Below are 20,462 nucleotides of genomic sequence, written 5' to 3'. Positions count from 1 at the left end.
CTGTTTTCAACTTGTTTTCCTCTTCACCTTGACGACCACACCACTTGCTTCTGCTGCTTCATGCCCTACAGTGAAACCTTGTGTCATCGATCCTTAAGCATCAAAAAGGTCGATCAAGCCTATTCACTTGATCGACCTTTTTCGTTATGCTTGCTCTGCTTCCCAGCGGGCAACCTCTTCTCTTACTTTAGGAGCGACTTCTTTTCCAAATAGCTCAATGGCTTTTAATACTTGATCATGCGGCATTGAACCAACCGGTACATGAAGCATAAAACGCGTGATTCCCACATTTTTTCTAAGGTGAATCACTTTCTCTGCCACGGTATCTGGATCTCCTACATACAGCGCGCCTTCTAACGTTCTCGCTGCATCAAATGTAGAACGAGTATATGGTCCCCAGCCTCGCTCTCTTGCTAATGTGTTCATCACATGCTGTGTGGAAGGGAAGAATTGGTCTGCTGCCAGTTCTGTTTCTTCCGCAACAAACCCATGCGAATGTGACGCCACGGTTAATTTCTCAGGGTCATGTCCAGCGTGCACTGCCGCTTGCTTGTACAGCTGTACAAGCGGTGCGAACTGTCTAGGACTTCCGCCAATGATGGCAAGTACTAAAGGCAGTCCCAATAATCCAGCACGTACGACAGATTCACGGTTTCCCCCACTGCCGATCCAAATTGGAAGCGGATCTTGAACAGGTCTTGGGTACACCCCAACATCCTGGATAGCTGGGCGATGCTTTCCGCTCCATGTAACTCGCTCAGACTGCTGTAATTTGAGCAACAAATCGAGTTTTTCTTCAAATAATTCTTCATAGTCATCAAGGTCATAGCCAAAGAGCGGGAATGATTCAATAAATGAACCACGACCTGCCATAATTTCTGCACGCCCGTTTGATAGTCCATCTAGCGTTGCAAAATCCTGAAAGACACGAACAGGATCTGCTGATGAAAGGACTGTCACTGCACTTGTCAGGCGGATATTCTTTGTCTGTGTTGCTGCAGCCGCTAAGACAACAGCGGGATTCGATGCAGCGAAATCTTGTCGATGATGCTCACCTACGCCAAATACATCGAGACCGACTTGATCTGCTAAAATAATTTCTTCTACTACTTCTCGAATACGCTGTGCGTGACTGACTGTTTTTCCTGTTTGAAAATCAGGTGTTGTTTCTACAAATGTACTAATTCCTAGTTCCATGAGTGGAACCCCCTATCTTATAAATATGTCACAAATTCAGAGACAGGCTTTCGGTAGCCTCTCGGTTGTCTGCTCTCTACTTTTTCTTTTCCTAGTGTGATCATTAACACAGGAACCAAATCCGAATCGATGTTGAGCACCTTTTTCATTGCTTCAGGGTCAAAGCCGATCATTGGGCACGTGTCCCAGCCCTTGTTTTTGGCGGCGAGCATAAATAGCATCGCAGATAATGAAGCATTGCGGATTGCCTCTTCTTTCTGAAAATCCGCTCCTCTCTGTTCATAAAAGCTCATCGTCTCTCTGACCATTTCTTCGTATTGCTGCGTGTTTAAAATGCCAAGCATTTTCAGACCTTCATAAATGTTCGCCGCTTGCTGATAAGCCTTTGGGTCTCCCAGTACAATGATCGCTGCTGAGGCGGAATGCACTTTATATTGTCCAAATGCGGCTTCTCTTACTTGTTCTTTGAGACCTTCTGTTTGGACGACGACATATTGTGTGTGCTGTAAGTTAAAAGCAGATGGTGCCATTTTGACCTCTTCAAAAATGCTGTTAAGCTCTTCTCTTGAAATCGAGATATTTGGCAAAAAATTTGATGCGGATCGTCTTTCACGTACCAATGTATCAAAGCTGAGTGTCATCTTGTTTCCCCTTTTCGTGAAGTTGTTCTGCACCTAAACCAATTTTTTTTAGTAATTCAATGAGCTGTTCTTTTTCTTCTTTTTCAATAAAGGATAGGTTTTGTGAAATGACATCTGTGTGTTTAGGAAAAATGTCGTCAAACAATTGCTTTCCTTTTTCCGTCAGTAATACATGAAATACACGTTTATCAGAGGGCGCACATTGCCTTTTCACGAGCTCTTGTTTTTCTAGTTTGTTCACGACATATGTCATACTTCCACTTGGGATTGACAGGATGTCGCTGATTTTTTGGACGGGATGTGGCCCCTTACTATAAAGCAATTCAAGGATCTGAAAGTTTTCAAATCCGATATCATAACGTTCAATGTCTGTTTGGATATTTGTAAAAAGGGCTTGATAGGCTTTCATCCACACGCGGAATAGCCTTAAGTCTAATTCATGTTCATGCTGCACCATGGCAACTACTCCTTTTTCAAGAAATCCTAAAACTAGGATAAATTTATCCTAACACTAGGATATATGATTGTCAACGAGTTTGTTTCATAAAAAAAAGACCACCTCAGGTCAGTGATCCTCTTCTTTTAAGACAAAATGCAATTCAGCTATCTGCTTGTATTGTTTGACTTCTTTTAATGAAAACTTGGATTCTATATCCGCTGGGGAAAACAGGGGAATGCCTCTCCCAATCATGACAGGAGCAATTTGAAGATAAAGCTCATCAACCAATCCTGCTTTGATGAAAAACTGAAGCAGTTCCCCGCCGCCGGCAATCCAGATATGCTGACCTTCTTCATGTTTTAATTTTTTCATAAAAGATAAGATATCTTCACGAATGATATGGGTTCCTTTCAAACTGTCTTGTAAAGTACGTGACATGATATAACATGTCTTTCCTTCATAAGGAAACTCATGTGGTGACAGCTGTAGAACCTGCTCATATGTATTTCGCCCCATGATCAGCGTATCAACTGACGCATAAAACTCATCATACCTCGTTTCTTCTTCGCCCTCTGTTCCTATTAACCAATCGAGCCTGTGATCCTCTCTCGCTAAATAGCCATCGATACTCATTGCCCCATAAAAAAGCAGCTTCCTTTTCTGACTCAATTCCATCACTCCTTACCCTATATAAGAACATACATTCTATTTTAATTGTATCAGAAAGGAAAGACAAAGTATACATGGATTTTTCATCATCCGTTTTCATATCTTCAACACCGTGATTCAATAAGGTATCCTCTTCAGGTAATGATATAATAAAATCAGTTCAATCAATGATCATACTTGGAGGAGAGACTGATGATACGACGACTTGATCATATCGTGTTGACTGTACAACATATGGAGGACACCATTCGCTTTTATACAAACGTATTAGGAATGAAGGAAGAAACCTTTGGAGAAGGCCGTAAAGCGCTTCGTTTTGGTTTACAGAAGATCAATCTTCATGAAGCTGGTCATGAATATGAGCCGGCAGCGGCTCACCCACTTCCAGGCTCTAGTGATTTGTGCTTTATCACCGATTTAGATATGGACAGTTTGCTGCTGCACCTTCGCAAGCAAGTCGTTCCTATTGAAGAGGGACCCGTCAGGCGCACAGGCACATTAGGTCCGGTTGAATCTGTTTATATCCGTGATCCTGATCTGAATTTAATTGAAATATCTCGATATATAGAGGAGGGTGATCCGTCATGACCCGCTTATTTTTGAGACCGATTGAAGAACAGGATTATCCGGGGATTCAAAGAGGATGCCAGCATGCAGAAACACTTTACATGACTGGCACACGCAAAACGTTCACACTAGAAGAAATTCGTTCAGCCTACACCCGATTTTTACAAGATGACAGCAGACGAGATTTCGCCATTTGTCTGTTAGACACGAAAGAAATGATTGGGGATGCGGCGATTGTGGATATTGATTTAATCAATCATACGGCAAGCTTCCGCATTGCGCTTCATGGACCAGAACATTTCCAAAAAGGCTATGGCACTGAAGCTGTCCGAATGGTTCAAGCATTCGCCTTTGAGACGTTAGAACTCAATCGCCTTGAGCTCGAAGTCTTTTCCCACAATCCGAGAGCCTTCAGAAGCTATGAGAAAGCCGGATTTCAATATGAAGGAAAAAGACGTCAAGCGCTTTATTTCAATGGTACCTACTCAGATGTGATCATCATGGGCATCCTTCGTGAAGAATACAATCAGATGAACAGTGGAGATGCCCCTGCTTAAGAAGGGACATCTTTTTTTAAAAATTGAATCGCTGTGACGATGATCAAACAAATCATGGAAGAGAGAACGATAGAGACGCTTGATATACTAAGTGCCATGCCTTCCCATCTGCCAATGAAGAAACTGGCTATCAATAAAACCAATCCAAATAGAATGAAGCATATAGGGAGGATCAGCCCTGCATGACGGTTTCTGCCTCTTCTCCCTGCCCACCATGAGAGACACAATACAACAATTGTAAAAATAGCGATTTGCGGCCAAAACATGTTGTTTCAACTCACTTTCTCTTTTTTTATTTTATGATGATGGAGGTACTTCCAATGAACATGAGACCCATTGAGCAAAAAGACAACCCGTATATCGCAGCGATTATCCGCCAGTCACTAGAATCGGCGAATCTGGCGATTGAAGGAACCGCCTACACTGATCCCCACCTTGACCAGCTGTTCGAATACTATCAATCATTGACTCATGCAGCCTATTGGATTGCTGAAGAGAATGGCGATATTATGGGCGGCGTTGGCATTGCTCCATTTACTAACGGAATATGTGAATTACAAAAGCTTTATTTAAGTCCAAAGGCACAAGGAAAAGGTGCGGGCAAAAAACTGATGGATACGGCGCTGCAATATGCCTCTACATACTATGAAGCATGTTATTTAGAAACCCGCCAGGAATTAACTGCGGCTACAGGCCTTTATCAGCGATATGGCTTTTCTCTTCTTTCAGAACCGATTGAAGGCTCTGAGCATTCTGCAATGGATGCTTGGTATCTTAAAACTTTTTCATCATGAACAATAAAACAATCGATAGGTTTTTGTCCGCTGAAAGCCTAGCTTTTCTGCCAGTTTGATCGAAGTTAGGTGATGGACATCGCAATCCCAATGCGGTGTCCTCTTATTTTCAAGACAACTCTTGATCATCAGCTGACCTGCCAGCTGCGCTAAACCTTTCCCCCGGCAGGCTTCCTCTGTCCAAATATCTATCTCCACACGATCTTCACTTGAAAAAAAAGAAGACAAAGGGCTAAAATAAACATCATTTTAGCCCTTTGTCAACAATCTAAAGAGACCTCAATCAAGGTCTCTTTTCTGTTATTCTGCCGCAGGCTCTTCTGCCTTCCCCTTCCAAATAAGGGTTAAGCCTAATCCGAGAAATAAGACAACACCTGCGAATAGAAATGGGAAATGTATATTTTGATCGAATAAAATCCCGCCAAGGGCTGGGCCGAAAATCGTACCTAGGCTTGTGTAGGTAGAGTTCATCCCTGCGACAAATCCTTGCTGATTGCCAGCGATTTTTGATAAAAAGGTCGTTAATGCTGGACGCAATAAATCAAACGCTAAGAAAATTACACATGTGACAATGAGGACTACCATAAAGCCTGAGACGACAGTTGAAACAAAAGCGAGCACCGCTCCGACAATCAAGCATAGCTGAATGACTCTTTTTTCCCCAAGGGTATTTACGAGTTTCCCAAACACCAGCACTTGGATGATGACCGCCACAATCGAGCTGACCGTAATAATCACCGCAATATCTTTTGGACCAAATCCAAACTTATGATTTGTAAACAAGCTGAAGACCGTTTCATACGCAGACAGTCCAAACGCGAGGACAAACACAATGATAAAAGCGATGAGATAGCTTGGATGGATCGATTTTTTCAAATCTTTAAAGAAGGTCGATTCCTTCACTTGATCCATCTGCTTCGCTCGCTCTTCTTTTGTTAATGGCTCCTTCAGCAAAAGCATAGACGAAATGACAGCTATAAAGGCAATCCCTGCTGCAAAGAAGAATGGCAGGCGTACGCCGTATTCTGCGATAAAGCCACCAATTCCCGGACCAATAATAAAGCCGGTATTAATGGCCGCTGACACATATCCCATTGCCTTTGATCTTTCTTGAACGGTCGTGATATCAGCGACATAAGCAGTGACAGCTGGCATAACTAATGCCGCACTAATACCGCCTAGCAGCCTTGCAAAATACAGCACATACACGTGTGTCCCAAGACCGAAGACAAGTTCTGATAACGCAAATAGAAATAGTCCTGACACAATCATAATCTTTCTTCCATAGCGGTCTACCCATCTCCCTGCAATAGGTGATGCAATGAGCTGAGCCACAGCAAACGCTGCCACAAGGTATCCCATCGTACTCCCTGTTAGATGCATCACATTCATGAATAGCGGCATGACAGGAATAATAAGACCAATGCCTAAAAACGCAATAAATATGTTACTTAATAAAATAACGAGTACAGCTTTTTGCTCACGAATCGGTTTTTGCATGATGTTTGTTTCCCCTTTATTGATTCAATTGTTACTCATGAGGGTTGATTCCGTGAATAATCAATGAGATCGCTTGTTTTTGTAATTCTTTTTTCTCTTCGATTGGATCATTTTTATACAACACGTCTAATCCGTAAAAAACGGATAATAATATTTTCACCGTTGACTCGACATGCTGGATCGACCAGCTGCCATCTTTGTTACCTTTAAGTATGATGTCTCTCATCACATCATCAAAGTCGACATCAATCTTGTTCAGCCGTTCCATGACCTCGTCTGATGTAAAGGCACTTGCACAAAATTCCTCACTTGCTCTCATTAATGGGTAGTTAATGCCCATTTGACTGAGCAGCTCTGCAAATCCTGCGAGCTGATCAATGGCCAGGTGCATCGTTTGTTTTTCCTGATGCCACGTCTCCATCATCAAGAGGTGATCCTCTTCCATGATATGAAGGAACAAAAACTCTTTTCCTTTAAAATGGTGATAAAGATTGCCTTTACTCACTTCAGCCGCCTCTAGAATATCTCGCACAGATGTTTCTGAATATCCCTTTTTTGCAAATAAATCACGTGAAGCGGTGACAATTTTTCGCTTCGTCTTCTCGCTCTTTTCAGCCCCGCTTTGTGTACTTGTCATCTTTCACAATCCCTTCTATCTTGCTTTTCTTCATCAGGAAAATTCAAAACCGACCAGTTGGTTTATTTTTTTATTATAAATGGATCTTATTCAAAATACAATGAAAAAGTCATCGAAACAATCACTTATGCCATCTCTTCATTTAAATTACCTTAATATTTAACTTCACTTAACTATAAACATTGCCTATAATGGAATAGAGGTGATGTCATTGGATGCAGAAATCATTCATTACAGTAAAAAAATCATTGAATACTCGAATGCACTAGGCTCCATCTATGTAGAAGAGTATCAACGATTTTTAAAACATGAATATGCAGATTTATCAGCCAAACAAGAACTGACACTTGAATTATTACGGACAAAAACAAGAACAATCAACGAACTAGCTGATTACTTTTCAATTTCGGCAAGTGCCGCTAGCCAGCTTGTATCAAAGCTTGAACAACTTGGCTATGTCAAGCGAGAAATTAATCCACATAACCGACGGGAAATCATTGTTGATTTTGCTCAAAAGGGTCATGACTTTCACAAGAATACAGAAGAAATTCAATTGCACCTCATTCAAAAATATTATGCAAAGCTTCCAAAAGAAGATTTAAAAACATTATTGTCTCTATACGAAAAAATCTATCAGATTGCGAAAGAAGCGCCTTAATACGGTGTTTCTTTCTCCAACATTTAAGTTAGATAAACTATTAAGGAGATGAAAGTATGGATAGCATTCTTTTAAAAGATGGTCGTCATATTGGTTTGTGTGAATACGGGGATCTTGAAGGGTTTCCAGTATTCTTTTTTCATGGAACTCCTGGATCAAGAGTGATGTTTTTAGATGATGACCCCATTTCTAAAGAGCTCGGTGTTCGTCTCATCTGTTTAGACAGACCAGGATTTGGTTTATCTACCCCTCAACCTGACCGTACGATTTTAGATTGGGCAAAAGATGTGTTGGAAGTAGCAGATTATCTCGGCGTTCACCATTTTTCAGTGATGGGTGTATCTGGAGGCGGCGCATTCGCTGCTGGCTGTGCTTATCAATTGCCGAATCGAGTCCTTTCAGCCGCTCTGATTTCAAGTACAACGCCATTTCAAAACGGAAAACCGCCTAAAAGTATGCTCAAAGAAAACAAATTGGCTTTTTTCCTCAGTAAGAAGTTTCCTTGGCTATTAAGAGCAAGCTATCGTTCCCAGAAGAAAATGATTGAGAACAAACCAGAGAAATTTAAGAAGCTGGCTAAAAACGGGAACAAGCATTTACATCCGTGGGACCGTCAATTCCTTCAAACCGATGAGCAGTTAGAGATGATGATGACACATTTACACGAAGCCACTCGTCAATCGGTGGATGAATGTATTCATGAACCAGATTTACTCTCGCGTCCGTGGGCATTCGATATGAAAGATATTCAAATCCCAGTTGATGTATGGCATGGAAAAGAAGATTCCATGGCTCCGTTTGTCGAAATAGAAAAAATGGCTCCTAACATTCCAAACGTCAAAACCTATTATATCGATGAAGCGGGACATTTTCTTACGGATGTAGACGATATTTGGCGAGATATTTTACTCTCTTTAAAAACACGTGCAGAAGAGCATCATCAGGAGCACGTATAAAAAAAGACCCGAAGCTTCGGGTCCCTTTCTTCATTAATACTTTTCATAATATGCCTGCACTTTACTTGGATCTTTTGTCTTCGTTAGAGCGAGCATAAGCAGAATGCGTGCTTTTTGTGGATTCAATGAATCCGATGAAACAAAGTGATGTTCATCATCCATTTTTTCATGGGTCACAATTCCATTTCCTGCACGGCTTGATCTCACGAGGACCACGTCTTTCTTCACGGCATCTGTTGCCCCTTTGATGGCTTCTGTTGACATCGTTCCATTTCCGGCTGCGGCAACGACAATGCCTTTCGCTCCTGCTTTTACTGCTGCATCATACATGTATTTTTGATCATTTTGATAGCCGTATAAAATATCGACTTGTGGTAATTCTTTTATGTTTGATACATCAAATTCACTTTCAGACGTATGTTTTCTTGTTGGTTCGTTATAAAAGGAAACCACTTCACCAGCAATTTCTCCAATGTAGCCTTGCTCAAGAGACTTGAAGGAATCGGTTGTGGTCGTGTTTGTCTTTGTAATAAATCGAGCTGATGCAATTCGGTCATTTAATGTGACCATGACCCCTTTGCCTTTGGCTTCTTTTGTGGATGCAATTTTCACAGCATGATACAAGTTTAGCGGGCCATCCGCACTGATAGCAGACGCTGGTCTCATTGAGCCAACGACCACAACTGGCTTATCACTTTTGACAACCAAATGTAAAAAGTAAGCGGTCTCTTCAAGTGTATCTGTTCCATGTGTGATGACAATCCCATCGACTTGATCATCGTTTAAGAGTTTATTGACTCGTTTAGCTAATTTTAAAAGAAGAGCATCATCCACATTTTCACTACCTACGTTCGCCACCTGCTCACCTGTTACGTTTGCAATATCCTTGAGCTGAGGAACTGAAGCAATGACTTTATCGATGCCAAGTGAACCAGATTTATACCCTGTCGTATCTGTATCACTGTCTGAACTGCCAGCAATCGTCCCGCCTGTCGCTAATACCTTAATATTAGACAAGGACTTATTACCTGTTTCTACGGCTGTCGTTTTGTCTTTTGATTCCTTAGATGCGGTTTCGTTTTCGCTTTGATTTTTCTGTTGAGTACTTGTATTGGCACAAGCTGCTGTCGACATTAATAAAACAGAAAGAAGGACAGCACCTAACCATTTTGTTACGTTCATTCGATCATCTCTTTTCTTAAATGTGATGGATTCAAAGCTATATCTCTTTCTATAGGGTTTACTTTATACCAATCCTTCATTCATCAGCATGAGGCGAAAGTTACAGAACCAAATAAAGGCAAAAAGGTCATTATCACAATCATTTCTTTACATCTAAATACCTAACTTTTTTTAAAAAAAGGGAATATTGAGGTTGTTCAATTATTAACAGTAAACGATGCTAGATCATCAATTTATGATAAAATATAGTAAATTTTACAAAAAGGAGTATACATATTGCAAAAGCTTCAATCATTTCACAAAACTAATAACACTATTCCTTAGTTCGATTTTACTCAGTCTGTTCGTATGCTTCTATCCACCGATTCAGGGTGAGCCTACGTTTATGGTATTTTACGTTCCCATCTTTTTTGTTTATTATTTCGTCTTTGCGGTACCTTTGCAGTTGTTGTTTTCTTTGCAACCAAAGGTTTTCCATCCACTTTATCTAGCTGCTTATTTACTGATTGCAATGGTTGTCATGCTTTTTGTGATTGATGGAATTGGGAGTTCAGTATCTATACCTATCGTCATCATGAGCAGTCTCATCTACTGGATCTTTGATTCTTTGCTTTATCAAAGAACTTATGAAAAAAACACCTAATGTGAAGGTGTTTTTAGCTGCTCGAGTATATGCTCACAATGATCCAAGTACGCTTGGCTCAGTAGGAAATCTTTCGGTGCGGCGATCGCTGCTAATGTGATCAGGGCATTGGAATGATGAATGAGCGGATTCAGCATTGAATGCTCTACGTCTCTTATTGTTTGAATATGCAACCATTGAGGTGCTACTTCTTTCTCGTAGATCGTTTTTGTTTCAGCGGAATCTACGTTTCGGTCATTTTGTGCCAAAACCAAATAGATCGGTGATTGGATGCGCTTGATATCTGAAGTGGCATCGGCTTTCATGTTCTTTTGTATGAATTCAAATCGATCTTTTGTCATCTCTTGATCGTCCGTTTTCTTTTGATATGTGCGAAATGCCGCGCCTTCTTCTAATAATTTGTTTTGCTCATCTTCTTTTTCGATTGTTTTTTGAATTTGTTCTTGAGATGCATTCGTTTCTTTTAATGTTTGAAGTGTATTGTACCTTCCCTGTCTCATCCAATTGATAGCAGGCCCGACAAGGATGGAGGCTGTGATATCGGTTCGATCTGTCATTACTTTTGGGATCACCCAGCCCGCTTGGCTTGCTCCCCATAAGATGATTTGTTTTGATTGAAGATTATGCTCTTTCTTCGCCCATTTGATCACATACTCTACTTCCTTTGCACGATCATTCATGGATTGATGCAGCCAGTTTCCTTCTGATTGACCCACCCCGGGCTTATCCCATGATATAGACGCATAGCCTTGCTTTGCAAAGCGTTCCATTAAAGGTCTGTATCCTCCGTCATATGTGGCATTTTGTGGACCATCTCCGTGTACAAAAAGGACAATTCCTTTTACCGACTCCTTCTTAGGTGTTGTGACGATACCTGATAATGTCCCATCCGCAGTCTCCATGACGACTTCCTTTTCATTCATAGCAAAGCTGTTTTCATAAAATACAAATGCTGTGATAAAAATGAATGCCGATGCAGCGATGATCAGCCAAATCCTTTTTTTCAAGTTCTATTCCCCGCTCTCTGTTCAACTGTATACACCATGGAATCTTGGTACGTGACAGAGACTGGTACATTCTCATATAAGATCATATAAGAAGGCTGGTCAAACGGAGCTTCGTGTAGAAAAGCCTCAATTTCTTCAATGACTTTCTCTTCATCTTCGGCTAAAAAACTTTTAACCGCGTAAGAACCTGCATCCAGTCTCACATCGTAATCCTGTTCATTTGATACATAATAAGAAATGGTTGAGTCATCTTGCAGATTGATCACATAATATCTCTCCTCAAAAAGAGACAGATCCAGATCCTTTTGTTGAACGATTTGTTTAAAATCGAGCTCTGTTTCAGTCTTTAGAAGATGATCTGGGATCTGTTTTAAATAACGAATTGGCCGATCTTGAGTGGTTGTTTGATGAAGCTGAAGGTTGTTTTGAATCGACAGCATATGCTCCAGACGCTGTTTCACTTCACTCAATTCCTGTAATTGCTTCTCGACCTGATCCAGCATACCTTGATAGGACAGAGTCATATCGGGTTCTTTCGAAAAGCTCTCGCTGATATCTTTTAAAGAAAACCCCGCCTTTTTTAAGAAGAGGATTTGATAAAGGGTGTAAATTTCTTTTTCATCAAATAATTGGTACCCATTTTGAGCGACCTTCGCAGGGCGGACGAGATCCTGTTCTATATAATGACGAAGCGTATACTTTGTGATGTTTAATAGCTTACATACTTCTCCACTTGTTACATACGTCACTAGATTCCCTCCTTGTGTACACATTCTAAACCATGTGGTTACCACACAGTCAATCATGCCATAAAAAAATCACCGAGGACATCTTCCCTCAGTGATGTGTCATTTCTATTTCATACTTGGACCAGCATGTGAAAAAATCGGATCTTTCAATTCAAAATCAAATGTCTTGCCGTCAACAATACCGACTGTTTTTTCATGGTCATAAAGCTCAAGCAGACAAGCTGCCATTTCTTTTGATGTATGATATTTCTTGATATTGCCTTCATATTCGAATTGATCTACATCTAATGAACGCTTTGCAAATTCTGATTCTGTTGCAGAAGGTGCTAATATTTTTGCCTGTAACTTAGCTCCCTTTTCTTTCAACTCTAGTGCCAATCCTTCTGTAAAGGCACTCACGTAAAACTTTGTGGCCGAATAGGTGACGGCATTGCCGACGACTGTATAGCCCGCTCTTGAAGAAATGTTGATCAGCTGAGCCCCTTCTACTTGCTCATAATCACGAACAAATAAAGTGGATAAAATCGTTAAGGCTTCGATATTCAGATGAAGCATATCTCCAATTTTACTTAAATCCTGTTCTCCTATCGAGCCGAAATGGCCGAATCCTGCATTATTAATGAAGGTGTCGAGCTCATATTCAGCCAATGATTCATAAAATGAATACACTTGCTCCATGTCGGTTAAATCGACAGACTGTATATTTACTTTGATATCGGGATATTGATCAAGAATCTCCTTCTTCAGTTCTTGGAGTTTCTCGAGCCGGCGTGCAGCTAAAATAAGGTTTTTGCCTCGTGCTGCAAAGGCCAGTGCCGCCTCATATCCAATACCTGAACTTGCTCCTGTAATGACTGTATAGCTCATTTTATATCCCCCTATGAACGTCTTCTAACTAGTCAAATTATAACGACAGCACTTTGCTCTAGTCAATTTTGAAGAGAATCACAGGGGTGATTAACTTGTCTAGCTTCATTCATCATGTTGGAGGATGTCATGTTGAGATTTTTTTGTTAATTTGTGAAAAACCAATTGGTAGGAATGTTCGATTAACTCCTCTACAAATGAAGCTGGAATGTCTGCATCAAGGTAAATGGAATTCCAATGAGTCTTATTCATATAATAGCCCGGAATAATCCCCTCATGCATCTCTCTTAGTTCTTCAGCACGTTGAGGGTCACATTTTAAAGTGATAACAGGCTTTCGATTCGCATCTCCTCCCATCATAGCAAACATCTTTCCACCAATATGATATCGATCTGCCTGCCATTCTGGCTGATAATCATGGGTGACTCCTTTTAAAGAAAGACAAAATGCCTGTAGATTCTCTTTTTCCATTAGATTCGCTCCTTTTTTAAGTCTACTATTCTTTCTATTATATCGACTATAAAGGCATATATCTGATCTTTTTCATTCACTTCACAACAATAAAGCACAGACCCGCTGGGTTCTGTGCTTTTCTATCAATGTTTCTTTCTTATTCAAACGCCTTCTTCAATTGATCACTCATGAGATGCCAAGCTTCTTCAGCTATTTCTAAATCTCCGGCATGCGTGAAGGCGTGAGGGACTCCTTTAAACTGTCTGTACGTGACGTCTATCCCTGCTTCTTTTAACTTCTCCGCATATTGTTCGGCTTCTTGAGCTAGCGAATCTCTTTCAGCTGTGATAACGAGAGCTGGTGGCATTTGTGCCAAGGATGAACGATCGGCAAAGATCGGAGAAACGAGCGGATTGTTCGGATCTTGGCCTTGCAGATAGAAGGCATTAAAGAGCCTCGCCATTTCAACAGGGATCGCTTCTTCAAATGCTGGCTTTTGTGCTGGATCAGTGGCTAAATCAAGTGGCGGATAATCAAGCACTTGATAGACAATCGGGAGTTGGTTCCCTTTTTGGATATTTAAGAGACAAGCAGCCGTTGCCAAGTTCCCTCCTGCGCTATGTCCGCCAATGGCTACTCTATTAGGATCTATTTGAAGTTCATCAGGGTGTTCATACAGCCACTTCAGCACATCGTAGCATTCATGAAGAGCGGCTGGGAATGGGTGCTCTGGGGCAAGCTGATACTCGACATTGACGACAATACATTGGGCTCGGTCAGCAATGACCGGACACCAGTGGTTATCCATTTCAGCACTGCCTAGGATAAATCCTCCGCCATGCAAATTCACAAAAACGGGCAGCGGCTGCTTTGAAGTGTTAACTGGCTTAAATACCCATACCTTTGTTTCGCCAGCACTTGTTGGAATGTCATATTCCATTTTATTCACTTCAGGAGGATGGACTGGTTTTAGTTCCGATTGACTCGGTAATGAACCTTCAGCCGGTTGACGTAATGACTCAGCGATTTTGATTTGTTCTTGTAAGTTCATGATCTCAGTCTCCTGTCTTATATATTTCTTCTTAACTCATTCGTTTCTTTTTCATCTTTTCCTTCTACTGAATCAGCAGCACATTCTCATTGGTTCACTTTTTATCTATCTCCCCATTTTCGCCCTCTTTGAAACAAGTATTGTGAAAAAAAGCACTGCGGCGCTAAGTCCTCAGTGCTTTTCATCTGTTTTATGAAACTTGCTGTTCTACCTTCACTCGTTTAATAAAGAAAGCGATGATCAAACCAATGACGGTCACGATCACAGCAAAGATAAATGCATGCTGGACGCCATTTGTAAAGGCGAGCAGCTTGTTCATCGGATTTGCAGGATCAGCCACATTTTCCATAAAGCTGCGGGTTCCTGATGAAAGGATCGAAATACCAACCGCAGTACCAATGGCTCCTGACACCTGCTGCAATGTATTCATAATCGCTGTACCATGCGGATATAGCTCTGGCGGCAGCTGATTTAATCCATTTGTTTGTGCAGGCATCATGATCATCGCGATGCCGACCATTAATGTAATATGAAGGGTCACAATGTATCCAATCGATGTATTCACACTTAGATTGGTAAAACCTAACATCGTCACTGCGACGATAGCAAGCCCTGGAATCACAAGCCATTTCGGTCCAAACTTATCAAATAAACCACCCATGATTGGAGATAGCAGACCGTTGATAATTCCACCTGGCAATAGCATTAAACCTGCTGTAAAGGTCGTTAGTGCCAAGGATGTTTGCAGATACAATGGCAAAATCATCATAGCAGACAGCATGACCATCATACAAACTAAGATCAGCAGTAACCCAATGACAAACATCGGATATTTAAACGGGCTTAAGTTCAGCATCGGTTCCTTCATATTCAACTGTCTGAGAGAGAATACAAGAATCCCAATGACACCTACTACAATTGCAACGATCACATGCATACTGCTCCAGCCGCCGCCTTCACCGGCACTACTAAAGCCATACACAATTCCTCCGAAACCAATGGTTGAAAGCACAATCGATAAGATGTCGATTTTTGGTCTTGTTGGTTCTGTGATATTTTGCATAAAGATAAAACCAAAGACGAGTGCAGCTATTAATAGCGGAAGTGAAATCCAGAAAATCCAATGCCACGTCAGCGATTTCAAAATAAGACCAGAGACTGTTGGACCAACAGCTGGTGCAAACATGATCACAAGACCTATAATCCCCATAGATCTGCCTCGTTTATGAGGCGGGATGATTACCAAAATCGTATTGAACATTAATGGAAGAAGCAATGCTGTTCCGACTGCCTGTACGACACGTGCCACCATTAAAATACTAAAGGCTGGTGCAACTGCTGCGATAAAAGTTCCAATGATCGAAAAGACGAGCGACGTCATGAAAAGCTGTCTTGTTGTAAACCATTGAAGAATGAGTCCTGAAATTGGTACGAGAATACCAAGTGTTAATAAATATCCTGTTGTTAGCCACTGAGCTGTCGTCGCTTCAATTCCAAAGTCTAACGTTAAGCTTCTCAGCGCCATATTTAGTGCCGTTTCACTGAACAGGCCAATAAAACCGGCTGTAATAAATGAGATAATAATGGGCAGCGTTCGAATATGAGAAGCTGCTGCTTGCTGTTTGTTCATAGTAGGCTGGCTCCTTTTCTTTTTCAATTTAAATCAATCATAGGAAGTGAGGACGGTTAGAAATGAGCCACTTCAATGTCTATTGAAAACAGATAAAATCTGTTTTTCTGCAGCGAATTGAGCGATTTTTTCGATTGTATAACCAGATTCATGAATATAAAACATCATTTCAGGCGTCATCGGAGAGGACATACAAAGTGTCGTCAGTTCAATATCCTGTATATTCGCTTCCCCTTTTTCATCTGCTTCTTCTAGCAAATCACGAATCATTTGCCTAAGCGATTGACTGTAATGACAGTCATACACTTTGCTTGTCTGCTCTAAATTCCCAGATATCGTAAGCATCCGAATCCAGTCTAAATGATGACCGACAATGAGATGAATTTCTTCGAGCACATAACGCAAACGTTCACGAACCGGCTGGTCACTGATTTTGCTCAAGTAAAGATGCAAAGCAGGGATCAGCTGTTCAAATTTTTCTCCAAGGATCGAAAGGCACAAATCACTTTTATTGGCATAACGGCGATAAAGAGTACCCTGCCCAACACCAGCTGTTTTGGCAATTTTATGCATGCTGACATTTTCCACGCCAAATTCCTGAAACAAAGTAAAAGCGACCTCTTCAATTTCCTTCCCAATATCCTTTTCCATGATGCTTCACCTTCTTTACCTTCATCCATATTGCACTTCTCTCTATGTGTTCAATCAAAACTTTTTGGTTTTCATTAGGACAATTGTACCGGTATTATCTTACGGACAACTGTCCGCTTTGTCAATCATTCTTTAGTAAATAGCCTGAAAAAGATCATTTTCTTTCGTAACTTCTTATGAAATAAGAGAAAAATCTAGTAAAAAATCCTCTTTAATACTATATATTAGACCGATTTTCCATTTCGAGAGAATCATGTATGATCAATTAAGAAATCGCTTTCAAAATAAGAGAGGGGAATGCCTACATGTCTTACCGTATGAAACGAATGTTGATGCTGCTTGTCACTGGAATAGTATTGAGTTTATCCACATTTACTGCGGGTGCCTCGGCCCAAACAGGCGGATCGTTTTATGAGCCTTTTAACAACTATAATACGGGGTTATGGCAAAAAGCCGATGGGTACTCGAATGGAAACATGTTTAACTGTACGTGGCGTGCAAACAATGTCTCCATGACGTCGTTAGGGGAAATGCGATTATCGCTCACAAGTCCTTCCTATAATAAGTTTGACTGCGGAGAAAACCGTTCCACTCAAACATATGGCTACGGGCTTTATGAAGTCAGTATGAAACCAGCCAAAAATGTTGGGATCGTGTCTTCGTTCTTTACTTATACAGGACCGACTGATGGTACGCCTTGGGATGAAATTGACATCGAATTTCTTGGAAAAGATACGACAAAGGTCCAGTTTAACTACTATACCAATGGTGTAGGAAATCATGAAAAGATCGTCAACCTTGGTTTTGATGCAGCAAACTCTTATCACACGTATGCATTTGACTGGCAGCCTAACTCGATTAAATGGTATGTGGACGGACAATTAAAACATACTGCCACTACTCAAATCCCTCAAACTCCAGGAAAGATTATGATGAACCTCTGGAATGGTGCAGGTGTCGATGAATGGCTCGGATCCTATAACGGTGTTACACCACTCCACGCGCATTATAACTGGGTGCGTTACACAAAAAGATAACCACATCACAAAACCTGTGACAAGTCACAGGTTTTTCTTCATTTAAATAGAGCTGGTTTTTAGTTGATGAACTAGCTTTTTTTCATAACTGTGGATAATATCTTCATAACTTTCTATCTTGTAATCTAATCGCTTAATCGTCTCTTCGATTTCCTTTTGCTTTTCTACAAGTCTTTCTCTCTCATTGACCAAAATACTTTTTCGCGAGGACAGGGTATGATCCTCGCCCTCGATAAATAAAGCCGTATATTCTCGAAGTGCATCAATTGAGAGACCCGCATTTCTCATACATTTGATAAATTCAATCCACTGAATATCCTCTTCTGCATAATCACGAACACCGTTTTCATCACGACGGATCGGTCGAATTAAACCAATATTCTCGTAGTATCTGAGCGTAGCAGTAGATAAATTGAGCTGCTTGGCGGCTTGTGCTATTTTCATTGTTTTCACCCTTCTCTTCTTCTTCTCATCATCTCCAATTTGATAGAGAACGCAAGATGCTTTTGGCTCAATTCTTTATTTAAGGATGTTGAAAAGCCTGAAGAGGGTTCTCTATTGACTTAGAGTTCACTTTAAGACGTACAGTATAGAAGTAGAACAGAATCTTACTTTTGAAAGGATGATTTAGAATGTGTCAGACGCACCAATCAAACGTTTTAAGTGTTTCACATGCAAAAGCGAACTTTGAACGGACAACCATTGAACGAAGAGCGCTTCGTCCACATGATATTTTAATTGATATTCAATTTAGCGGGATCTGTCATTCAGATATCCACAGCGCCTTTGATGAATGGAGCGGTGGTATTTTCCCAATGGTTCCGGGTCATGAGATTACTGGAGTCGTGGCCGATACCGGCGATGATGTGACGAAGTTTCAGATCGGAGACCGCGTAGGTGTTGGCTGTTTTGTTGATTCCTGCGGCACCTGTGAATATTGCCAAAATGGAGACGAGCAATATTGCAAGAAAGGAGTCGTCCAAACCTATAATAACCTCAATTATGACGGGAAACCAACTTACGGCGGCTATAGTCAGAAGATTGTCGTGACAGAGCGCTTTGTCGTCAGCATTCCAGATCAACTATCCCTTGATGTCGCAAGTCCTCTTCTCTGCGCTGGCATTACCACTTATTCTCCGTTAAAGCACTGGAAGGCAGGTCCTGGCAAAAAAGTCGCCATCGTCGGGATGGGCGGGCTCGGTCATGTGGCCATTCAATTCGCACGTGCACTTGGTGCTGAAGTGACGGTATTGAGCCGCTCTTTGAATAAAAAAGAAGAGGCACTGTCATTTGGTGCAAAAGACTATTTTGCTACAAGTGATCCTGATACATTTAAAACACTATCCGGCCAATATGACCTCATTCTCAATACGGTCTCTGCTAATATCAATGTAGACGCCTATTTGTCCTTACTTCGAGTGGACGGAACCTTGGTGAATGTCGGTGCACCACCTGAGCCAGATCAGTTCCATGTCTTTTCATTAATCACCGGGCGCCGCAGCATTGCTGGTTCACTCGTTGGCGGCATCCAAGAAACACAAGAAATGCTCGATTTCGCAGCTACTCACCATATCGCACCACAAATTGAAGTGATCAACGCAAGTCAAGTTGATGAAGCGTATGAACGCGTGCTGAAAAGTGATGTGCGTTATCGGTTTGTCATTGATATTTCGACATTATGATCGGATTCTATCTGGAAAGACCAGCTCAACGGCTGGTCTTTTTTAATGGTGGATATCCTGTTTTTCTTGTAGTGAGATTCTAGAGGATAAGTTCAAAAATCATCCAACATTTTCATGGAATCATCTCTTTTTTTTAGAACTAAATTTATTGACAAAAAATAAATAAACATGTTATTATTAAAAATTTGATTATTTTCCTCCTAAGTGTGGTACCCTTAAAGTAGATACATGATATGGAGGCGGATGATATGTTTCAAATTGGTGATAACATTGTTTATCCAATGCACGGAGCAGGTATAATTGAAGCCATAGAAGAAAAAGAATTTTCTGATGAAAAACAACAGTATTATGTGATTAATATGTCAATCAGTCATATGAAAGTGATGATTCCAACACGGAAAATATCGGGTTCACGCATTAGACCTGTTACAGATATACTGGCATTAAACAATGTGATGGACATTTTCCAGCATGGCGAATCAGTTCAAATACCGACATGGAAAGAACGGCATACAATTAATACAAACAAAATAAAAACGGGTAGCATCCAAGACGGTGCTGAAGTTGTACGTGACCTGATGCGTATGAAAAAAGAGAAAGCACTAAATGCAAGTGAAAAGAAAATGCTAGATGATGCCCATGAATTTTTGCTAAGTGAATTAGAGGTCATCGAAGGGATTACAGAAAAACAAATCAAAAGTTTCTGTTAAGAACTCTGCCGCTCTTTTGGGCATCCCTCACCATTTTTGAATTCAAGTTCTCTGACCCACCCTTCAATTAATGAAAGAAAAAAGAATTTATTTAGGCAAATTCCGCATATTGTAAATCCAATATGCTATACTGTTGATAAACCTTTGAAGCATGAATTTTTTTTACGATTACCTTGTAACAACTC

General features: G+C 40.8%; 25 protein-coding genes. 8 read left to right on the top strand and 17 right to left on the bottom strand.

Features of this window, described 5'->3' with window-relative positions; all coding sequences use genetic code 11:
- Nucleotides 1–144 precede the first annotated feature (144 nt).
- The 4 genes from MHI11_RS02860 to MHI11_RS02845 form a co-directional block, all read right to left on the bottom strand.
- Nucleotides 145–1,197, bottom strand: a complete 1,053-nt coding sequence (locus tag MHI11_RS02860) for an LLM class flavin-dependent oxidoreductase (protein WP_044140609.1) — start codon at nt 1,195–1,197, stop codon at nt 145–147.
- 17 nt (nt 1,198–1,214) lie between these two features.
- Complete coding sequence (locus MHI11_RS02855; protein WP_003214133.1) at nt 1,215–1,838, bottom strand: nitroreductase family protein; 624 nt, start codon at nt 1,836–1,838, stop codon at nt 1,215–1,217.
- The gene (locus MHI11_RS02850) at nt 1,822–2,295 is read right to left on the bottom strand and encodes a MarR family winged helix-turn-helix transcriptional regulator (protein WP_065097488.1); all 474 of its coding nucleotides are present in this window, start codon (nt 2,293–2,295) and stop codon (nt 1,822–1,824) included. Before MHI11_RS02850 ends, MHI11_RS02855 begins: the two co-directional genes overlap by 17 nt.
- Nucleotides 2,296–2,403: 108 nt before the next feature.
- On the bottom strand, nt 2,404–2,946 hold the full coding sequence (locus MHI11_RS02845; protein WP_340960359.1) for a dihydrofolate reductase family protein: 543 nt from the start codon (nt 2,944–2,946) through the stop codon (nt 2,404–2,406).
- Nucleotides 2,947–3,138: 192 nt separating this feature from the next.
- On the opposite strand from MHI11_RS02845, the gene MHI11_RS02840 reads away from it, so the two are divergent.
- Both MHI11_RS02840 and MHI11_RS02835 read left to right on the top strand, forming a co-directional pair.
- Entirely contained in the window at nt 3,139–3,534 is a 396-nt protein-coding gene (locus MHI11_RS02840) for a VOC family protein (RefSeq protein WP_003214262.1), read from the top strand.
- Nucleotides 3,531–4,070: a GNAT family N-acetyltransferase gene (locus MHI11_RS02835; protein ID WP_003213822.1), complete on the top strand. Its 540-nt coding sequence runs from the start codon at nt 3,531–3,533 to the stop codon at nt 4,068–4,070. Before MHI11_RS02840 ends, MHI11_RS02835 begins: the two co-directional genes overlap by 4 nt.
- Here MHI11_RS02835 and MHI11_RS02830 read toward each other — a convergent pair.
- Nucleotides 4,067–4,336, bottom strand: coding sequence for a YesK-like family protein (locus MHI11_RS02830; protein WP_111913382.1), 270 nt, complete (start codon nt 4,334–4,336; stop codon nt 4,067–4,069). The two genes, MHI11_RS02835 and MHI11_RS02830, sit on opposite strands and share 4 nt — an antisense overlap.
- 54 nt (nt 4,337–4,390) lie before the next feature.
- On the opposite strand from MHI11_RS02830, the gene MHI11_RS02825 reads away from it, so the two are divergent.
- Nucleotides 4,391–4,864 carry a GNAT family N-acetyltransferase gene (locus MHI11_RS02825; protein WP_106066405.1) on the top strand — a complete coding sequence of 158 codons (474 nt, stop codon included), beginning with the start codon at nt 4,391–4,393 and terminating at the stop codon, nt 4,862–4,864.
- On the opposite strand, the gene MHI11_RS02820 is transcribed toward MHI11_RS02825, so the two are convergent.
- From MHI11_RS02820 to MHI11_RS02810, 3 genes are all read right to left on the bottom strand, one after another.
- Nucleotides 4,859–5,062, bottom strand: coding sequence for a GNAT family N-acetyltransferase (locus tag MHI11_RS02820; protein WP_243632632.1), 204 nt, complete (start codon nt 5,060–5,062; stop codon nt 4,859–4,861). The genes MHI11_RS02825 and MHI11_RS02820 overlap by 6 nt on opposite strands.
- A gap of 102 nt (nt 5,063–5,164) precedes the next feature.
- Nucleotides 5,165–6,364 carry an MFS transporter gene (locus tag MHI11_RS02815; protein ID WP_340909058.1) on the bottom strand — a complete coding sequence of 400 codons (1,200 nt, stop codon included), beginning with the start codon at nt 6,362–6,364 and terminating at the stop codon, nt 5,165–5,167.
- A gap of 31 nt (nt 6,365–6,395) precedes the next feature.
- Nucleotides 6,396–7,001, bottom strand: coding sequence for a TetR/AcrR family transcriptional regulator (locus MHI11_RS02810; RefSeq protein WP_340909055.1), 606 nt, complete (start codon nt 6,999–7,001; stop codon nt 6,396–6,398).
- A gap of 205 nt (nt 7,002–7,206) precedes the next feature.
- Here MHI11_RS02810 and MHI11_RS02805 point away from each other — a divergent pair, with 205 nt between their 5' ends.
- Complete coding sequence (locus tag MHI11_RS02805) at nt 7,207–7,659, top strand: MarR family winged helix-turn-helix transcriptional regulator (protein ID WP_065097490.1); 453 nt, start codon at nt 7,207–7,209, stop codon at nt 7,657–7,659.
- A 56-nt stretch (nt 7,660–7,715) separates the two neighbouring features.
- Nucleotides 7,716–8,615: an alpha/beta fold hydrolase gene (locus MHI11_RS02800; RefSeq protein ID WP_340909050.1), complete on the top strand. Its 900-nt coding sequence runs from the start codon at nt 7,716–7,718 to the stop codon at nt 8,613–8,615.
- Between the two features lie 33 nt (nt 8,616–8,648).
- Here MHI11_RS02800 and MHI11_RS02795 read toward each other — a convergent pair whose 3' ends face one another.
- From MHI11_RS02795 to MHI11_RS02755, 8 genes are all read right to left on the bottom strand, one after another.
- Nucleotides 8,649–9,797, bottom strand: a complete 1,149-nt coding sequence (locus tag MHI11_RS02795; protein ID WP_340960356.1) for a type II asparaginase — start codon at nt 9,795–9,797, stop codon at nt 8,649–8,651.
- Between the two features lie 639 nt (nt 9,798–10,436).
- Nucleotides 10,437–11,447 carry an alpha/beta hydrolase family protein gene (locus MHI11_RS02785; RefSeq protein WP_340960353.1) on the bottom strand — a complete coding sequence of 337 codons (1,011 nt, stop codon included), beginning with the start codon at nt 11,445–11,447 and terminating at the stop codon, nt 10,437–10,439.
- Nucleotides 11,444–12,196: a helix-turn-helix domain-containing protein gene (locus MHI11_RS02780; RefSeq protein ID WP_340960351.1), complete on the bottom strand. Its 753-nt coding sequence runs from the start codon at nt 12,194–12,196 to the stop codon at nt 11,444–11,446. The genes MHI11_RS02785 and MHI11_RS02780 overlap by 4 nt, the downstream gene beginning before the upstream one ends.
- Before the next feature lie 105 nt (nt 12,197–12,301).
- A complete protein-coding gene (locus MHI11_RS02775; RefSeq protein ID WP_283924172.1) occupies nt 12,302–13,063 on the bottom strand; it encodes an SDR family NAD(P)-dependent oxidoreductase in 762 nt (253 codons plus the stop codon).
- A gap of 105 nt (nt 13,064–13,168) precedes the next feature.
- A complete protein-coding gene (locus MHI11_RS02770) occupies nt 13,169–13,534 on the bottom strand; it encodes an MmcQ/YjbR family DNA-binding protein (protein ID WP_003213869.1) in 366 nt (121 codons plus the stop codon).
- A 139-nt stretch (nt 13,535–13,673) separates the two neighbouring features.
- On the bottom strand, nt 13,674–14,567 hold the full coding sequence (locus MHI11_RS02765; RefSeq protein ID WP_106066409.1) for an alpha/beta hydrolase: 894 nt from the start codon (nt 14,565–14,567) through the stop codon (nt 13,674–13,676).
- A gap of 190 nt (nt 14,568–14,757) precedes the next feature.
- Nucleotides 14,758–16,197 (bottom strand): DHA2 family efflux MFS transporter permease subunit, encoded by a 1,440-nt coding sequence (locus MHI11_RS02760; protein WP_340960349.1) that lies wholly within the window; start codon nt 16,195–16,197, stop codon nt 14,758–14,760.
- 72 nt (nt 16,198–16,269) lie between these two features.
- Entirely contained in the window at nt 16,270–16,848 is a 579-nt protein-coding gene (locus MHI11_RS02755; RefSeq protein WP_065097496.1) for a TetR/AcrR family transcriptional regulator, read from the bottom strand.
- Nucleotides 16,849–17,153: 305 nt separating this feature from the next.
- Here MHI11_RS02755 and bglS point away from each other — a divergent pair, with 305 nt between their 5' ends.
- Nucleotides 17,154–17,885, top strand: coding sequence for a beta-glucanase (bglS, locus tag MHI11_RS02750; protein WP_340960347.1), 732 nt, complete (start codon nt 17,154–17,156; stop codon nt 17,883–17,885).
- Nucleotides 17,886–17,927: 42 nt separating this feature from the next.
- Here the strand turns inward: bglS and MHI11_RS02745 are convergent, their stop codons facing one another.
- Entirely contained in the window at nt 17,928–18,329 is a 402-nt protein-coding gene (locus MHI11_RS02745; protein WP_340960345.1) for a MerR family transcriptional regulator, read from the bottom strand.
- Between the two features lie 188 nt (nt 18,330–18,517).
- Here MHI11_RS02745 and MHI11_RS02740 point away from each other — a divergent pair, with 188 nt between their 5' ends.
- Both MHI11_RS02740 and MHI11_RS02735 read left to right on the top strand, forming a co-directional pair.
- Nucleotides 18,518–19,567: an NAD(P)-dependent alcohol dehydrogenase gene (locus tag MHI11_RS02740; protein ID WP_340960343.1), complete on the top strand. Its 1,050-nt coding sequence runs from the start codon at nt 18,518–18,520 to the stop codon at nt 19,565–19,567.
- Between the two features lie 248 nt (nt 19,568–19,815).
- A complete protein-coding gene (locus MHI11_RS02735; RefSeq protein WP_044140588.1) occupies nt 19,816–20,277 on the top strand; it encodes a CarD family transcriptional regulator in 462 nt (153 codons plus the stop codon).
- Nucleotides 20,278–20,462 lie beyond the last annotated feature (185 nt).

Origin of the sequence: Bacillus sp. FSL K6-3312 (genome assembly GCF_038007485.1) — a bacterium.
GTDB lineage: Bacteria > Bacillota > Bacilli > Bacillales > Bacillaceae > Bacillus > Bacillus pumilus.
The sequence above is the reverse complement of the archived record's forward strand: the minus strand, read 5'-3'. Positions and strand labels throughout refer to the sequence as shown.

Excerpts from the sequence above, each read along its gene's own strand:
- bglS (WP_340960347.1), top strand. The coding sequence starts at position 17,154 with ATGTCTTACCGTATGAAACGAATGTTGATGCTGCTTGTCACTGGAATA.
- MHI11_RS02815 (WP_340909058.1), bottom strand. The coding sequence starts at position 6,364 with ATGCAAAAACCGATTCGTGAGCAAAAAGCTGTACTCGTTATTTTATTA.
- MHI11_RS02775 (WP_283924172.1), bottom strand. The coding sequence starts at position 13,063 with ATGAGCTATACAGTCATTACAGGAGCAAGTTCAGGTATTGGATATGAG.
- MHI11_RS02835 (WP_003213822.1), top strand. The coding sequence starts at position 3,531 with ATGACCCGCTTATTTTTGAGACCGATTGAAGAACAGGATTATCCGGGG.
- MHI11_RS02755 (WP_065097496.1), bottom strand. The coding sequence starts at position 16,848 with ATGGAAAAGGATATTGGGAAGGAAATTGAAGAGGTCGCTTTTACTTTG.
- MHI11_RS02800 (WP_340909050.1), top strand. The coding sequence starts at position 7,716 with ATGGATAGCATTCTTTTAAAAGATGGTCGTCATATTGGTTTGTGTGAA.
- MHI11_RS02740 (WP_340960343.1), top strand. The coding sequence starts at position 18,518 with ATGTGTCAGACGCACCAATCAAACGTTTTAAGTGTTTCACATGCAAAA.
- MHI11_RS02855 (WP_003214133.1), bottom strand. The coding sequence starts at position 1,838 with ATGACACTCAGCTTTGATACATTGGTACGTGAAAGACGATCCGCATCA.
- MHI11_RS02850 (WP_065097488.1), bottom strand. The coding sequence starts at position 2,295 with ATGGTGCAGCATGAACATGAATTAGACTTAAGGCTATTCCGCGTGTGG.
- MHI11_RS02745 (WP_340960345.1), bottom strand. The coding sequence starts at position 18,329 with ATGAAAATAGCACAAGCCGCCAAGCAGCTCAATTTATCTACTGCTACG.
- MHI11_RS02860 (WP_044140609.1), bottom strand. The coding sequence starts at position 1,197 with ATGGAACTAGGAATTAGTACATTTGTAGAAACAACACCTGATTTTCAA.
- MHI11_RS02760 (WP_340960349.1), bottom strand. The coding sequence starts at position 16,197 with ATGAACAAACAGCAAGCAGCAGCTTCTCATATTCGAACGCTGCCCATT.
- MHI11_RS02735 (WP_044140588.1), top strand. The coding sequence starts at position 19,816 with ATGTTTCAAATTGGTGATAACATTGTTTATCCAATGCACGGAGCAGGT.
- MHI11_RS02810 (WP_340909055.1), bottom strand. The coding sequence starts at position 7,001 with ATGACAAGTACACAAAGCGGGGCTGAAAAGAGCGAGAAGACGAAGCGA.
- MHI11_RS02765 (WP_106066409.1), bottom strand. The coding sequence starts at position 14,567 with ATGAACTTACAAGAACAAATCAAAATCGCTGAGTCATTACGTCAACCG.
- MHI11_RS02830 (WP_111913382.1), bottom strand. The coding sequence starts at position 4,336 with ATGTTTTGGCCGCAAATCGCTATTTTTACAATTGTTGTATTGTGTCTC.
- MHI11_RS02825 (WP_106066405.1), top strand. The coding sequence starts at position 4,391 with ATGAACATGAGACCCATTGAGCAAAAAGACAACCCGTATATCGCAGCG.
- MHI11_RS02805 (WP_065097490.1), top strand. The coding sequence starts at position 7,207 with ATGTCATTGGATGCAGAAATCATTCATTACAGTAAAAAAATCATTGAA.
- MHI11_RS02770 (WP_003213869.1), bottom strand. The coding sequence starts at position 13,534 with ATGGAAAAAGAGAATCTACAGGCATTTTGTCTTTCTTTAAAAGGAGTC.
- MHI11_RS02840 (WP_003214262.1), top strand. The coding sequence starts at position 3,139 with ATGATACGACGACTTGATCATATCGTGTTGACTGTACAACATATGGAG.
- MHI11_RS02795 (WP_340960356.1), bottom strand. The coding sequence starts at position 9,797 with ATGAACGTAACAAAATGGTTAGGTGCTGTCCTTCTTTCTGTTTTATTA.